At 39.1% G+C, this 15,387-nt stretch carries 6 protein-coding genes; all 6 read right to left on the bottom strand.

The features are described 5' to 3' along the window. Positions 1–243: 243 nt before the first annotated feature. The 6 genes from RCG25_RS04315 to RCG25_RS04290 all read right to left on the bottom strand — a co-directional run bounded on the left by RCG25_RS04315 (position 244) and on the right by RCG25_RS04290 (position 15,255). On the bottom strand, positions 244–936 hold the full coding sequence (locus RCG25_RS04315) for a sugar phosphate nucleotidyltransferase (RefSeq protein ID WP_308082455.1): 693 nt from the start codon (positions 934–936) through the stop codon (positions 244–246). 2 nt (positions 937–938) lie between these two features. Next, positions 939–1,904, bottom strand: coding sequence for a DMT family transporter (locus tag RCG25_RS04310; protein ID WP_308082454.1), 966 nt, complete (start codon positions 1,902–1,904; stop codon positions 939–941). After that, a complete protein-coding gene (locus RCG25_RS04305) occupies positions 1,894–3,774 on the bottom strand; it encodes a phosphotransferase (protein ID WP_308082453.1) in 1,881 nt (626 codons plus the stop codon). Before RCG25_RS04305 ends, RCG25_RS04310 begins: the two co-directional genes overlap by 11 nt. 170 nt (positions 3,775–3,944) lie before the next feature. Beyond that, positions 3,945–6,236 carry a glucosaminidase domain-containing protein gene (locus tag RCG25_RS04300; RefSeq protein ID WP_308082452.1) on the bottom strand — a complete coding sequence of 764 codons (2,292 nt, stop codon included), beginning with the start codon at positions 6,234–6,236 and terminating at the stop codon, positions 3,945–3,947. A gap of 457 nt (positions 6,237–6,693) precedes the next feature. Further along, positions 6,694–10,905, bottom strand: a complete 4,212-nt coding sequence (locus RCG25_RS04295; protein ID WP_308082451.1) for a S8 family serine peptidase — start codon at positions 10,903–10,905, stop codon at positions 6,694–6,696. A gap of 198 nt (positions 10,906–11,103) precedes the next feature. Continuing rightward, positions 11,104–15,255 carry a S8 family serine peptidase gene (locus RCG25_RS04290; RefSeq protein ID WP_308082450.1) on the bottom strand — a complete coding sequence of 1,384 codons (4,152 nt, stop codon included), beginning with the start codon at positions 15,253–15,255 and terminating at the stop codon, positions 11,104–11,106. Positions 15,256–15,387 lie beyond the last annotated feature (132 nt).

The raw sequence follows: 15,387 nt of genomic DNA, 5'->3' as shown, positions 1-15,387 counted from the left end.
TTACTGTTCGTGCACATTTCCCCTTGCCACGGGCATTAGAAACATTCCCTATTTACCGCTTGAGCACTTTTTCCCTTGCCACGGGCATTAGAAACTTCTCCTATTTACCGTTCAAGTACTTTTCCCTTTGCCACGGGCATTAGAAACTTCTTCTATTTACCTTTTGAGTACTTTTCCATAGGATCGAGGCATAAAAAAACGGACACTTTAGTCAAAGTGCCCGCCCGCTTGCTCACGCTCTATCTATTTCTCCATCACCAATCGCTTCTTTACTTTTTCAAGGTCTTCGAGTGAATCGATTTCGTAGCTGTCGTCTGGGTGAATCTCCTGTAGATACACGTTTAGGTCGCGAATGTTATCCTTAACAATGTCATCCCAGTAAAGGTCCTTGAAGTTTGCGCCAGCGACCGCTTCCTCCAGCTTCTTAACGATATAACGGCCATCTTCCTCTGACCAATACGAGATGCCGCATAAAATGTAATCATGTTCGCCGTCGCCAACTTCAATGTCATAGACCTTGAAATTGTCATCGAAGCGAATCATCCACTCCGCTTTAAACTCTGGCTTTCGTGAACTAAAGTACATCGACTTCTTCGGATCACGCAAAAGGAAGTTATTTTTCAAAAAGACATCGGCGTCAATTACGTACGAGTCTGGAAGATATTCCCTAACTAAATACATAGTGTAAATGTTGTTATACACATCGTATTTATCATTATGAACAAGCGTAACTCCATACTTTTCTTTTAAGTACTCGAACTTTTCCTTCAAATATCCTGTAACTACGATGATTTCCTCCACACCGACTTCTTGAAGGAATTCCACCTGCTGCTCGAGCATCGGTTTCCCGTTAACTTCAACCAAGGACTTCGGTGTAGTTAGTGTTAATGGTCGTAATCTTGTGCCCATTCCTGCTGCTAATAGTATTGCTCTCATAATTAAGCGGTTCTCCTGCCTTTAGTTAGATTCATCCATTTTAACTCATCTTTGGTAGCGACAGTTAATATAGATCCTAATAAAATCATAATACTAAAAAAGACAACCTTTAGGGTAATTGGAGAATCTAGAATAATGAAACTTAAGAAAATCGCCCATGCTGCATACGTAATATTCAAGGCCATCGCACGAGTTGGTCCCATAACGTAAATCGCTTTGTAATAGTAAACATAAGATGCTGTTCCAGACAGAGCAACTCCAGCGATCAAGAATAATTCACTGCTCTTAAACACTTCACCCACAAGAGGGTACGCATTGAAAAACGGTAAAATTAAGACCGCATAAGTGACAGCAGATACAACCTGACGAATCTGCAACGCTTGCTCTGGTGAAATCTCATCATCTTTCATTCCGTAAGCAAGGATAACGCACTCCATTCCCCAGCCAAAGATACACAATAGGATAAACGAGAATCCAAGAATAAAGCTTGGAGATGGTTCTCCGCCTGCAAAGCCTAGTAAGAAGATAAATAAAATACTTATAAAAAGTCCAATCCAGTTTTTCAAAGTTAATCTGTCTTTTAGAATCAAGAAAGCAAAGAAAGCACCAATTGCTGGATACACTGCTGAAATGGAGGCCGATAGAGAGGCACCCAAATATTTAACCGCAAGAACGTAACCAGTCATTCCTATTGGTCCACCTAGTAAAGCGCCTAAGATAACAAACCGTCCACTGCGCGTCGCTAATTTCTTAAATGAGATGGCTAACTCCCCTCTGAAGAGCATATAAAGCATCATCCAGAAGCTAGAAAGCATGTCATGGAAAAACGTACTCACTAGCGGTGCTAGAAATATAACCGCATCTGATGAAACAAATACTGCTTTGGATAAAACCATTCCAATTAAAACGGTGTCAAGCGCCCAGGTGAAGCCTGAGAACAAACCGAAGAAGATCCCTTTATTTTTCATACGAGTATGCCAACTCCCTTATCAGTTCATGATTTAAATTTTCTCTAGCTCTGTTAAAGCGATTGATTCCGTACTGGCCGAAGTCATCGCCCTTTGCTTCTTTAATAATAGTCCAAATGCTCCAAAGGAAATCTTGGAAAATTTTATTCATTAGTACTCTTTGTTGAATGTCGAGTGGAATTTCATCCTGTTGCAGGTAAAGCGATAAGAACAATTCCTCATCCTCTGGTGTAAACTCACATTCTAGCGAGTGTGCCGCTACATCCCACATTGGGTCATTCATACCTGCATATTCCCAGTCGATTAAATACACTTTGTCGGTGCCGCTTTTCACCAAGTTTTCTGGAACTAAGTCATTGTGACATGGATTTAACATGATATTCATCGCTTGGTAAACATCCTTCAAAACCATAACCTGAGCTCTTACTTCATCATAATGCTCATATGGCTGGCCCTTTGCTTCTTCCATCAGTTCCTCATATTTTGAAATATTTTCAAACACATCAAATCGATTGGCCATCTCAATACCCGATACGTGCAACTTTCTAAGAACTGCCGTTGTTAACATCATGTAGTCCTGGCGTTTAGCTGTTTTTCCGGTTAACGTCTCCGCATTTGGAATAAGTTCCGCAATTTTCACGCCTGTTTCTTCATTAAAATAAGCGATTTCTGTATCGATACCGAGCTGACTAACAAGGGTCGAATTAATTTTTTCCTCTCTTCGGTTAATCATCTGCTCTGTTCCATTACCAGGAATCCGAAGCACATACTCCTTGTCGTTAACCGTTACCTTGAAGTTCTTATTTGTCATCCCGCCAAACGGCCTAATTTCCTGAATATCCTCATAGGCAAGGTCAAGGGCTTCCATTAAGTAGCTCTTGATTTGAATTTCTCTAAACTCCGCTTCTTTTCTTTTTAGAATTGGATAGGTTTTATTAATGATGGTATTATAATGCTCTTGGCTGTCGATTTCTCCCCAAATGAGGTTGTGCATTTTGAGGAAGCCGATATTATAATGTCTGGATACATCAAGCAGCATATATTCATAGTTCATATATGGGTTCTTGTTGTTTTCCTTATAGTCATTAACCATTTTTGTAAAAACTTCATAGGATAGCTTACTGAATCCGATCATCTCACCGTCGACATGATTGAATTGGTGTATATCCTTTGACACCTTATAAAGATAGCCATTTCGGAGCTCTACGAAGGCTTCATCGCCAGAGCCACTTTCGTCAGTGATTAGAACACTGTCGCGTTGCTGATGCATAAGCATTTCCTTAATCGCCCGTTCTTCAATTAAAATATCATCTTCGATAAGGAGAATATCCTCAGAAATCAAATCATAAGCAAGTGCCAATGACGCCATGGATCCCGTCCATTTGTATTTTGGGTTATGCACAAAATTCAGGTGACTTAGTTCTGGGATATCCTGAAACGCCTCTTTTTGGTAACCAGTAACTATAACGATATGATTAATTCCGTTTTCTTGAAGGATCTCTACATTTCGTTTTAATAATGTGGTATCATCAATTGGCATCAATCCTGCAGGTTTGTTAAAATCTTTTCGATAACCTGCTGCTAAAATAACAGCCTGCTTAATCTCCGTTAACGGCTCTTGATGGATATTTACTTTTTTGTCTTGGAAAGCCTCGATTCCTTTCTTTAATGAATCTATTCCTTTTTGTGTTAAGAAGTAGCTAATATTTCTGCCTTTTTTTTCGCTGTAAATATAGTCTCCAAACGTTAAATCGTGGATTAGGTAGTTGACTTTCCCAATTGAAATCCCGCAGATTTCAGCCATTTTCTTTTGATTTAAGTTGGCGTTTTTATTAATCGCCTCTAATAATTGAAATGAGTGCTGTTCCATTGAAGGTCCTCCGATATATTCAAAAATTGAATGTATTTTCATTGTAACTCAGCCTATATAAACTGTAAATAAAAATATATTGATTCGACTTTAGTATGTACTATTTTCGTAGGATTTTGGTAAAAAACATAGAAAAAGGGTGATGCTTAGTCGCACCACCCTTTTCCTATTTACTTATATTCTGGAAGCTCATAATATAACGTATACGAACTTAACGAATCATAGATTCTTTTTATGTTATTTGTTTGTTTTACGGCCCAACCGATATCAGTTGCATATTGATGGCTAGGATTAATAGGATTCCATCTCATTTTATAAAGTGTATTTTGTGGAACTGAAGCGTTAATGTAGCCTTGTCCAATGAATGCTGCTCCACCGATAATTGCTGCTTCTGGTGTAAACCACCCTTGCTTGTAAGCATATTGGGAGCCACAAGTATTCGGGCAACTATCAATAGCTCCCACACCATACATGTTGTATACCGTTTTCGGTTCTACTGGTTGCCCATCTACTGTATCAACAATAATTCCCTTTGCCAACTGAGATGTACCATTGCCCGTTTCAAGCAATGAATGTGAAATAAGGTACACTTCATTCACATTATATTGCTGACTTGCTTGAATAAACGCTTGGCCTTTTCCATCCAAAATCCCTTTGCCAGCCAGTGGCTTCGCATTCAGATCTTTTGCAGTAGTTCCGGCACTTTTATTTAGAAGGAGGAACTGGAAGTATTCCGTACTTGTTGAGCTAAAGGTATTTGGATTGAGATAATAGCTTACGTCTTCAGACTTGGCATTTCTCCATGTATCATATTTAATTTCATACCAAGTTCCAACGGTGGAAACAATGGTTACTTGAGATCCATTCTTTAATGTTCCAAAAATAAAGGAATTGGTATTCGTATTCTCCCGAACATTAAGTGGTGTTGTGGATATCACCACACCCTTGGTTGGATCTGTTACATCTTTTAGCACATATTCACTACTTACATATGCGTTCACATTTCTATACTTATCTGTTTGTGGAGTCCTAGTCATTTCAAGATCAAGCATTTGTTGATACGAAAGATTATAGCTTGTCGTTTTCACCACAGGACCAGTATTCAAAACACCATCTTCAAAAAAGTTATACGTCTTTCCATCTATTATCTTTTCACCAGTTACCATTTTGCCATTCGTATCAAAATAGTACCATTTATTATCTAATGCTAGCCAACCGATAAACATATCTCCATTATTCGTAAAATAGTAGGTAGAGCCATTATCGGTTAACCATCCGGTTTGCATTTCTCCGTTGGCATTTAAATAGTACCATTTTCCATTAACATAGACCCAGCCAGTTTCCATGGTTCCATCAGAGTTAAAATAGTACCACTTTTTATTAACATTTTGCCAGCCATTGACCATGACTCCATCCGAACCGAAATAGTACTTTTCCTCACCTTTGGTCATCCAGCCCTTCACCGCTGCACCGTCGTCTCCAAGATAATACTTTTTATTTTCAATGGTAATCCAACTATTCTTTTGCATCACACCGTTTGTACCAAAATAGTACAACTGGTTATCAATCGTTTGCAGACCAGTTAAAATAGTACCCTCTTTACCCAGGTAAAACTTTTTATCACCCTCGGTCAACCAACCTTTGTACATGACACCGTCCGTACCCAGGTAATAGGATTTTCCCCCATAGGTAATCCAGCCGGTCTTCAAAGCACCATCTGTTCCAAGGTAATAACGTTTATCACCATCGTTCAGCCAACCAACCTGCATTTTACCATCTAAGGCAAAGAAATATTTTTTATTATTTTCTTCTAACCAGCCGGTATGAATCAATCCATCTTGTTTAAAATAATATTTATTAGCATCTTCAACCAACCAGCCTTTGTGCATCACTCCACCAGAGTCAAAATACATGACAATAGAGCCATCACGGAACCAGCCTGTTAGTGGAGATGTATTTAAGGCTCCAGAGGACGCAAAAACATACGGTTTCCCCTCAATGAATTTTTGACCCGTTATCATTGCACCACTTAAACTTAAATAATATTTTAAACCTTTGTCTTCGATCCATCCTACCTTCATTGCACCGCTTTTTTCGAGGTAATACCAACTATTTCTATCTAAGAGCCAACCGGTCTTCATGGCACCACTAGGCAAAAGGAAATACCAAATATTATTTTCTTTTAGCCATCCTGTTTTCATCGCTCCGCTATTCCTATCAAGATAGTACCAAATATTCTTGTCTAGTAGCCAGCCAGTTTTCATCACACCATTGCTGCCAAGATAGTACCAATTTTTATTATAAAGAACCCAGCCTTTTACAGTTTTACCTGTTGAGGATAGGTAATACCAACTATTATTTTGATACTTCCATGTATAGGTTTCAGATGCCGCAACGCCTGAAGCTGTTGAAGAGAACAACATTGTTGCGAGCGCTAAAGCAGTAAATCGTTTTTTCTTCAATATTTTTCCCTCCATGAATTTTTCTTCTATTAAACTATCATTTTATTGAAAAAAGGTTAATAACGAGGACTTTCATTTAGATGTTGGATAAAAGGCTAGATTGATGTGGATAATTGTCGAAAATCAAAATTTCTAATACGATTATACTAAATTACCATATTTATGGATATGGAAAATAAAGTAAAACCCCTTACTAAGGTTGTATTCTCAATGTTTTACACCTACACCATAAGAAAATCCTTCATTACATCTAGTAATGCAAACCTCCTTTTTATATAAAGATATATATATACTCTTTTATTCTCTCATTTTGACACAATTTTTCAACAAAAAATTGAAAATTATGTCGCATTTAGTATTTTTATCATATAGTGGTAATTATTTATTACTATGTAATTTTGATAATTAACCATAAAAAAAAATGAAGACGAGCATTTGCTCATCTTCATTTTTAAAACTACTTAATCCACGCACCGTCACTACCAAGCTTGTAGCCGCGGATTGTCGTGTTGACAGCTAGCTGTCCGTTGTTGTAGAGGTAGTACCATTTGCTCCCCAATTGGATCCAGCCTGTTGACATTTGTCCGTGACCATTTAGGTAGTACCATTTGCCATTTAAAGCAATCCAGCCGACTTTCATCGTGCCTTTTGACCCAAGATAATACCATTGATTTTGGTATAGGACCCATTGATTTACCGCCATGTCACCATTTTTATTTAAGAAATACCATTGATTTTTATCTTTTAACCAACCTGTTTGCATTTTCCCATCTTGACCAAGGTAATACCATTTGTTGTTAGCCTTTAACCAACCAGTTACTTTGCTGCTATTCTTATAGAAATACCAAGAGTCGTTTTCTAATTTCCAGCCTGCTACGTTTGCACGGTTAATGACTACTTCCTTCACCGTTTCATTGCCTGCAAGATCACGCAGTTTGAGGGTGAACTTATTTTCACCAAGCTCAAGTGGTACTTTCACGTCAATAGAGTCATTAGCAGCTTTCATAACATCTAACGGATCATTTATCGCTTTTTCAAACTCATGATTATCATCAACGAATAATGATAAATAGTTAAAATTATCTTTCATATTCAGCTTTAGGGTTGCTTCTTTAACATTCTCAGCAACTAGCTTCGGTGCATCCACAGCAATTTCTGGAACTGTTGTATCTACAAACACCTTACGGACTATCGATGTAGCTTGTCCAGATTTATCTACTGCCTCTACTTTAATATCGTAAAAACCGTCCTTCTCATAGTTTACCTTGGTGGAAAATGCGTATACTCCGCCAAGATAATTAAATTTCACTTCTTGTCCATTGACCGTTAATGACTTCAAGCCAAGGTCCTCTTGAACTACCCCAGTGACAGGAATTTCCTTGGTGTTATATACGCCGTAAGGAACTGTTGTCCAATCATCCACAATGACGACTGGCGCTTGATCCTTCACATCCCCAATTGGAACAGACACGCCACCAAAGTTGAGTGCGTTATCTACTGCCAAAACATCAACGATCGCACTTTCCGGTAAATCCTTTAATTTATATTTCGTTACATCTGGAGTCACTTCGTCTACGAATTCTCCATTTACAAAAATACCATATGCCATCACGCCGGAACCTTCTTCTTTGGATTCCCACGTTACGGTTGAGTTCTTTTGGTTAAACTTTGCTTTAAGCTGTGGTTCAACCGTATCAACTAAGATTGGTATTTCTTTTGATTGAAACTTTGCCCCAGGATAATCAATTACAGATTTAATCTGGTAATAATATAATCCATCTTTTACTGTTTTGCCTTTTACTGTTCCATCCCATGCACGATCCCAATTGTAAGAGAATGGCATTCCATAACCATCAGCATAATAGCTCTTATAATCGTCTTCTTCTAATTTCACTCGACGCAGTTGCTTTTTATTCTTATCTAATATATTGAATTGAACCTCTGATGCATTTCTTAATAAGGCAGGTAAAACATTGATATCATCATGCATCCAGTCTCCATTTGGTGAGAAAGCATAAAAATCTTTGTCTGGTACAGGTGCTAGGAACCAGTCATCTGAGAGCATATCATGGACAGGTTCTTCTACCTTATTGCCTTCCTCATCCTCGTAATCAAACATTCCCTGCAGATCGAAGAAACGTGATTCTCCTAGATCCTTAAAGCCGTCAACAATAGCTGGGCGATCCCACTTTCCGTAAAACCCAGTATAAGGAATAGATAGGTCCGGACTAAGCTCTTTTTTACCTTCCTTATTTCTATCAGCATCAATCAGGCGGACAAAGCCCTCCACAAACATATCCTCTTTTAATGCGACTGTTGTTTTGTTTCCATTAATATCAATAGCAGGTACTTTTGCTTTACTCAAATCAACATGAATGGTAAAGTCTTTTGATTTTCCTGCAGGAACTGTGATAGTGGTTGGTCCATCTACCTTAGCACCTTTAAGATTTCCAGCAATTAAAGCATTATAGTTTTCACCATCATCATTTAACTGAAGTGTATCCGCTAAAACATCCGTAAGAACGTTGTACGTTACATCTTTAGTGGAAATATTTTTAGCCGTAAGGGTCATTGTAAAGTCTTTTGATGTAAAATCTTTCAGTTCAACCTTTGCTTGACCTGTGTTTTTATTAACCACATAGACAGGTGTTGTCACTGCGTTATACGTTTGCATCATCCCAGCACCTTGACGACGAGGGGAGAATGGCTGTCCATTCACATCTGTAATGACTTTAGCCGTATTCATTAATAATGTTTTCGCCAAATGAGTCCGCTCACTTACCGTTAAAGAAGTAAAGCGCTTATCCTTTTGCAGGTACTGCTGAACAAGAGCCGAACCACCCGCAACATGTGGCGAAGCCATGGATGTACCGCTCATTTCACCATATTGGTTATCATTTAAAGTTGAAATAATTCTTCCACCTGGCGCCGTAATTTCTGGTTTAAGTTCTAGACTTGGAGTCGTCCCCCATGAGGAGAATTCAGTCATTCGGCCTGCTTCAGGATCTACTTTTGTTTCTGACTGTCCAATTTTCAAACTTGTATGTCCCTCAGCAATGGCATCTTCAAGGGCTTGGCCATCAGCTTGTGAGATTAACATAAATGGTATATCAAAGCCGCCTTGATTTTTATATAAGGTGGAATTTCCATCATCATACACAATGATGCCAGCTGCTCCGTATTCTGCTGCAATCAAAGCTTTATCAGCAAATGAGATATCACCGCGTTTTACAAGGACCACCTTTCCTACAACATCCAGTTCATCATAATCCCATGGATATCCGAATCCGCCGTTTAAGCTGACTAAGTCTAATGGTTCATCCGCAGATAACAGCTTCGACCAATCATCTACACCATACCCTACTCCAGTAAATCCATCTACACCATCAATGGTAAAAGGATTTTCATAAAGGTAAGAAAGATTTCCTGACGCTGCCACTTGAATGCTGTCAGTATTTAAACCAGGTGCACCGACCACACCGATATCCGGGTTTTTATAAAATGGATTTTTCCCCCATCCATAGGAAATGTCCCCCGCATTACCTGCAGCAATCGCACACACAATCCCGTTATTGGTTGCTCTTGTAATCGCTACATCTTCCGCACTTTCTTCATTATAGAAGGATGCGTCTGAACCAAGACTCATGTTGATTACATCTGCACCTAGCTTAATCGAATCATCAATCGCAGCTAGATAGACATCGGACCATGTTGAAGAAAATAATGGATCATTACTAAAGACCTTCATTGCCAGTAGCTGGGCTTCTGGTGCTACACCCTTAATACCGCCTTTTTCTTCATTGCCATTTGCTGCTACTGTACCGGCGACATGCATTCCATGCATCGAAGCATTTGGCCCTGAGTCTTTAATCGTGTCATTTTGATCAAAATAGTTATATCCAAATGGAACTTTATCTGTGAAGAATTTACCTTTTAGACCTTTTTCTTTAATAATATTGTTAACTTGCGTTTTGGTTAGGCCCTCTTTACTTTTGTCTGTAAGTTTGAAGTCTTTATGACTTGGGTCAATGCCGGTATCGATAACCGAAACAACCATTCCTTCTCCCTTTAGACCTGCATCAGCCCAAGTGGAACTTGTCTGAATATAAGATTTACTATTTTTCATATTTGGCTCATCTAATGGACGTTTGTATTCATGGGCCAAATAAACGTGTTTGACGCCTTGTACTGCTTCAAGCTTTGCCATGTCACCAAAGGTCATTTCACCACTGAACCCATTGAAGGCTGTTGAGAAATGATTTTTATATTTTATAGATACTCCTGTGGCCTTAATCTTAGCCTTTACCGTGTTTTGTTGTTCCTCCACTTTGGCAGTTAAAGAAGCTTTCACGGATGGAGAAATGTTCTTGTATAGTTTTCCTTGCTCAGTTGCAATTTCTACAGGTGTTTTTCCTTCCACTTCAACAATGACACGAACCTTGTCCGTGGCTTTTAGATTTGCTTTCAACTTCGTTTTTAATTCTTGTTTTTTTCCACTTGTAGCTTTTAAATGCTGTTTAAACTGTTCAATCTGCGGTGCGAAATCCTTTGTTGGTGTTGGTGATGCCGCAGTTGCTGGTGCAACAAAACCAAGGTTTGATAGAACCAAAGCAGATGCCAACGCATACGAAGCCATCTTTCTTTTCTTTTTCAATGACTTTAGGCTCATGACCTTTCCTTCCCCTCTAAATATCTACACACCTAAATTATTCTAATCTAGCAAGTAATCTCAAAATTGTAAGAAAAATCTAAATGATAATCTAATTTTAGTAGAGTGCTAGAATCCGGTCAATGCTTTTTTAATAGAATATAAACAAAATAAAAAGACGAACAGATTAGAATCTGTTCGTCTTCACGGGAGAGGAAATTACTTAATCCAAGCCCCGTCTTTACCAAGCTTATAGCCATCTACTTTTGTGTTAGCAGCCATCTCACCTGATTTGTATAGGTAGTACCATTTGCCATTGACATATTTCCAGCCTGTTGCCATCGCACCATTTGGATTTAGGTAATACCACTTGCCACCTTCTAATAACCAACCAGTCTTCATAGCACCGGACTTAGTTAAGTAGTACCAAGCGCCACCATTAAATACCCAGCCAGTTGCCATTTTTCCATCTTTATTCAAGAAGTACCACTTACCGTCTGTATCCTTCACCCAGCCAGTAGCTTTCACATCTTTCACATAATAGTACCAAGAACCACTTTCAAAGCTCCAGCCGTTCTTTAATACTGGTGGCTTTTCAGCATCTTTACGGTTAACCACAACTTCCTTCACTGTTTCGTTACCAGAAAGGTCAGTCGCTTTTAATGTAAATTTGTTTTCGCCTTCTTTAAGTGGAAGCGTTACTTCATAATCCTTGCTTAATGGATTTAATACATCCACAGGGCTTACAAGCGGCACTTCAAACTCGTGATCTTCACCTACGTAGAAGTTTAAGTAGTTGAAGTTATCTTGTAGGTTTAATTTCAAGGTAACTTTATCAACATTCTTATCCACTCTTTCAGGTGCATCCACATTGATTACTGGTTTCGTTGTATCAACGTAAACCTTACGAGCAATGGAGACGGTTTTATTTGAGTGGTCAATCGCTTCAACCTGAACATCAAATAGTCCATCTTTTTCGAATGAAACAGTTGTTGAGAAATGGTAGTTTCCATCTTCGCCACGTTTGAATTCCGTTACTTTGCCATTCACTTTCAATGTTTTTAAACCAATATCGTCAGATACAAAACCTTTTACTTCAATATCTTTTTTGTCATAGGCACCCCATGGTTCTGGTGAATTTGGTACATATTCACCTTTGGAATCCTTTTGACCGTCAGTGATAACGATTAATGGAGATTCTACATCACCAATGGCAGCCGTATCATAGCCGTAGTTTCCAGCATAATCCCAAGCCACTACTTGTACAATTGCTTTTTCTGGTGCATCTTTTAAAACATAAGAAGTAGTTTTGCCATCGACTGTAGCAACTTTTTCACCATTTACAAAGATCCAGTACTCTTCAGTACCCGTGCCATTTTCTGTTGTTTTCCAAGATACAGTAGACTTTTTAGCGTCAAAAGTTGAAGCAACCTTTGGAGCAGTCGTATCTACATAAACTGGAATCTTCTTAGATTGCCATTTTGCTCCAGCATAATCTACTACTGTTTTAATTTCATAGTAGTACAAGCCATCTTTAACTGCTTCGCCTTTTACTTTTCCATCCCAAACGCGGTCCGCTTTATATGAGAATGGATTAGCAGCGCCGCCATCATATGCATTTTTGTAAACATCTGATTCAGCTTTAATACGGCGAAGTTGGTTGCCATCCTTGTCCAAAATGTTGAACTGAGCTTCAGCAGCATTTCTTAGGAAAGATGGAATTGGATTGATCGTATCTAAGTATTTATCACCATTTGGAGATAATGCATAAAATTTGTTATCAACCGATGATCCGAAGTATTCTCCATCCACTTCTACGTCTGTACCACCTTTAAAGAGGTACTTAAGGTCGAAGTAGCGGTCTTCTCCAAGTGTTGCGAATCCATCCAAGATTTGTGGCTCATCCCAGTGACCATAGAAGCCAACATATGGGGCTGTTAAATTAGGTGCTGATTTGTCAGTGCTTACTAATGTAACTGACCCTTCAACGAAAATTTTGTCTCTTAGATCTAGAAGAGTCTTGTTGCCATCCGCATCTAGACCTGGAATTTTTGCATTTGAGAAATCAACTTTAACCGTAAAGTCTTTTGATTCTCCTGCTGCAACTGTTACAGTTTTAGGTGCATCAACCTTAGCATCTTTAAGGTTTCCTGCAATAAGAGCATTATACTCAGGAGTGCCATCTGCATAATCTTGAATCGTATCTGTTAAAACGTCAGTATTGAAACTGTAAGAAACAGATTTATCAGAAATGTTTTTAAGAGTGAAAGTCATTTCGAAATTCTTCTTAGTGAAGTCCTTTAATTCAACTTTCGCGTCACCAGTAGCCTTGTTGACAAAGTATGCAGGTGTTGTAACAGCTTCATACGTTTGCATCATACCAGCACCTTGACGGCGAGGTGAGAAAGGTTGACCGTTTAAGTCTGTAATATTTTTAGCAGTGTTCATTAATAATACTTTTGCAAGATGCGTACGTTCTGCAACAGATAAATCTTTGAAACGTGCGTCTGTTTGTAAGTACTGTTGTACAAGTGCTGAACCACCGGCAACGTGTGGTGATGCCATTGAAGTACCGCTCATGACAGTGTACTTATCATTGTTAACTGTAGAGTAAATATTACCACCAGGAGCTGTAATTTCAGGCTTTAATCCAAGGGATGGAGTCGTACCCCATGATGTAAAGCTTGTCATACGTCCCATTTCAGGACTTTCTTTCTTGTTAGCTGTAGCCACATTAATGTATGTTGGCCCCTTAGCAATTTGCTGTTCAAGGGTGGTGCCTTCCGCACCGGAAATTAACATGAATGGAACGTCCCATCCACCTTGGTCTTCATAAAAGAAGCCATTCGTTGCGTTGTAAACAATAATGCCGGCTGCACCTGCGTTCGCGGCATTCACTGTTTTATCAAAGAACGTTAGAGATCCACGTGGGACAAGAACGATTTTACCTTTAACATCTACACCTTTATAATCTTCTGGAGCACCAAGCTTGCCGCCAAGGCTGACTAATTGAAGCTTGCCACCTTGAGCTGCCGCGAACTTCTCCCAATCATCAATACCTTGACCTACGCTAGTGAATCCTGATAACCCATCAACAGTAACATTTGTTTTATACCAGTATGCTTCGTTACCAGAAGCAGCTACGGAAATACCGTCTGGATTTAAGCTTGGTGCACCTACTACACCGATATCAGGGTTTTGCGCATATGGGTTATCCCATCCATCACCGATATGGTTCGAGTTACCTGCAGACATCGCACAAACGATTCCGTTTGCAGTCGCTCTTTGGATAGCAAGGTCTTCTGCACTATCTTCTTGATAGAATGCAGCCACATCCCCAAGGCTCATGTTAAGAACGTCAGCACCTAATTTGATAGAATCATCAATTGCAGCTAGATACACGTCAGACCAAGTAGATGGATAAATTGGGTCATTACTGAATACCTTCATGCCAAGTACTTGCGCTTCAGGTGCAACCCCTTTAATTCCTCCCTTTGATTCGTCCCCATTAGCTGCAACAGTACCTGCAACGTGCATACCGTGCATGCTTGCACCAGGTCCTAGGTCAAGGATGGTGTCATTTCCATCATAATAGTTCCAGCCAAAAGGAACTTTATCTGTATAGAATTTACCTTTTAAGCCATTATCAGCAACAGCTTTTGCTACTTCATCTTTTGTTAAGCCTTCCTTAGATGGATCTGTTAGTTTAAAGTCACGGTGGGATGGGTCAACACCTGTATCAATGACAGCCACAACCATACCTTGACCTTTATAACCAGTTTTCTCCCAAGTTGTACGTGATTCAATGAAATTATGGCTTGTCTTCATATTTGGTTCAACTTTAGGACGGTTATATTCGTTCGCTAAGTAAACAGCTTTTACACCTGCTACGGATTCAATTTTATCAAGATCACCATAGGCAATCTCCCCGCTGAAACCGTTGAATGCTGTTGAAAATTTCTGCTTATACTTAATGTTTACACCTTTAGCCGCAATTTTGTCTTTCACAGACTTTTGCTGACCTTCAGCTTTAGTAGAGAAAGAAGATTTTTTATCCTCTGATAATTGTTTGTATAATTTACCCTGCTTTGTTGCATATTCAACAGCCGTTTGTCCCTCTACTTCAACAATCACACGGACTTTGTCTGTTGCTTTAAGGCCGGCTCTAGCAGTTGTTGCTGCTTTCTTTGCTTGTGCTTTGAAAGACTCTCTCGTTTGCTGTTGCTTTAATTGTTGAATTTTCGATTCGATGTCGCCTGGCTTATAAGCAGCTGACGTGGGCGACACGAAAGCAAAGTTTGATAATACAAGAGCTGAGGCTAATGCGTATGTAGCAATTTTGCGCTTTTTATTGTAGTTCTTTTTGCTCATTAAATACTTTCCCCCCCTATTAAAATAGTAATAACAATATCTTCCCTACTAATCTCCTTTCGGGTCAAATCACCCTACTATTTAGAAAAGTCGGAATATACAAATATAATTTTAGTATTTTATTGTAGTAAA

The organism is Neobacillus sp. PS2-9, from assembly GCF_030915525.1.
Taxonomy (GTDB): Bacteria; Bacillota; Bacilli; order Bacillales; family Cytobacillaceae; genus Neobacillus.
Note: the sequence above shows the minus strand (reverse complement) of the source record. Positions and strands in the feature narration are given on the sequence as shown.

Coding starts and splice junctions, on each gene's coding strand:
- RCG25_RS04315 (WP_308082455.1), bottom strand. CDS start 936: ATGAGAGCAATACTATTAGCAGCAGGAATGGGCACAAGATTACGACCA.
- RCG25_RS04310 (WP_308082454.1), bottom strand. CDS start 1,904: ATGAAAAATAAAGGGATCTTCTTCGGTTTGTTCTCAGGCTTCACCTGG.
- RCG25_RS04305 (WP_308082453.1), bottom strand. CDS start 3,774: ATGGAACAGCACTCATTTCAATTATTAGAGGCGATTAATAAAAACGCC.
- RCG25_RS04295 (WP_308082451.1), bottom strand. CDS start 10,905: ATGAGCCTAAAGTCATTGAAAAAGAAAAGAAAGATGGCTTCGTATGCG.
- RCG25_RS04290 (WP_308082450.1), bottom strand. CDS start 15,255: ATGAGCAAAAAGAACTACAATAAAAAGCGCAAAATTGCTACATACGCA.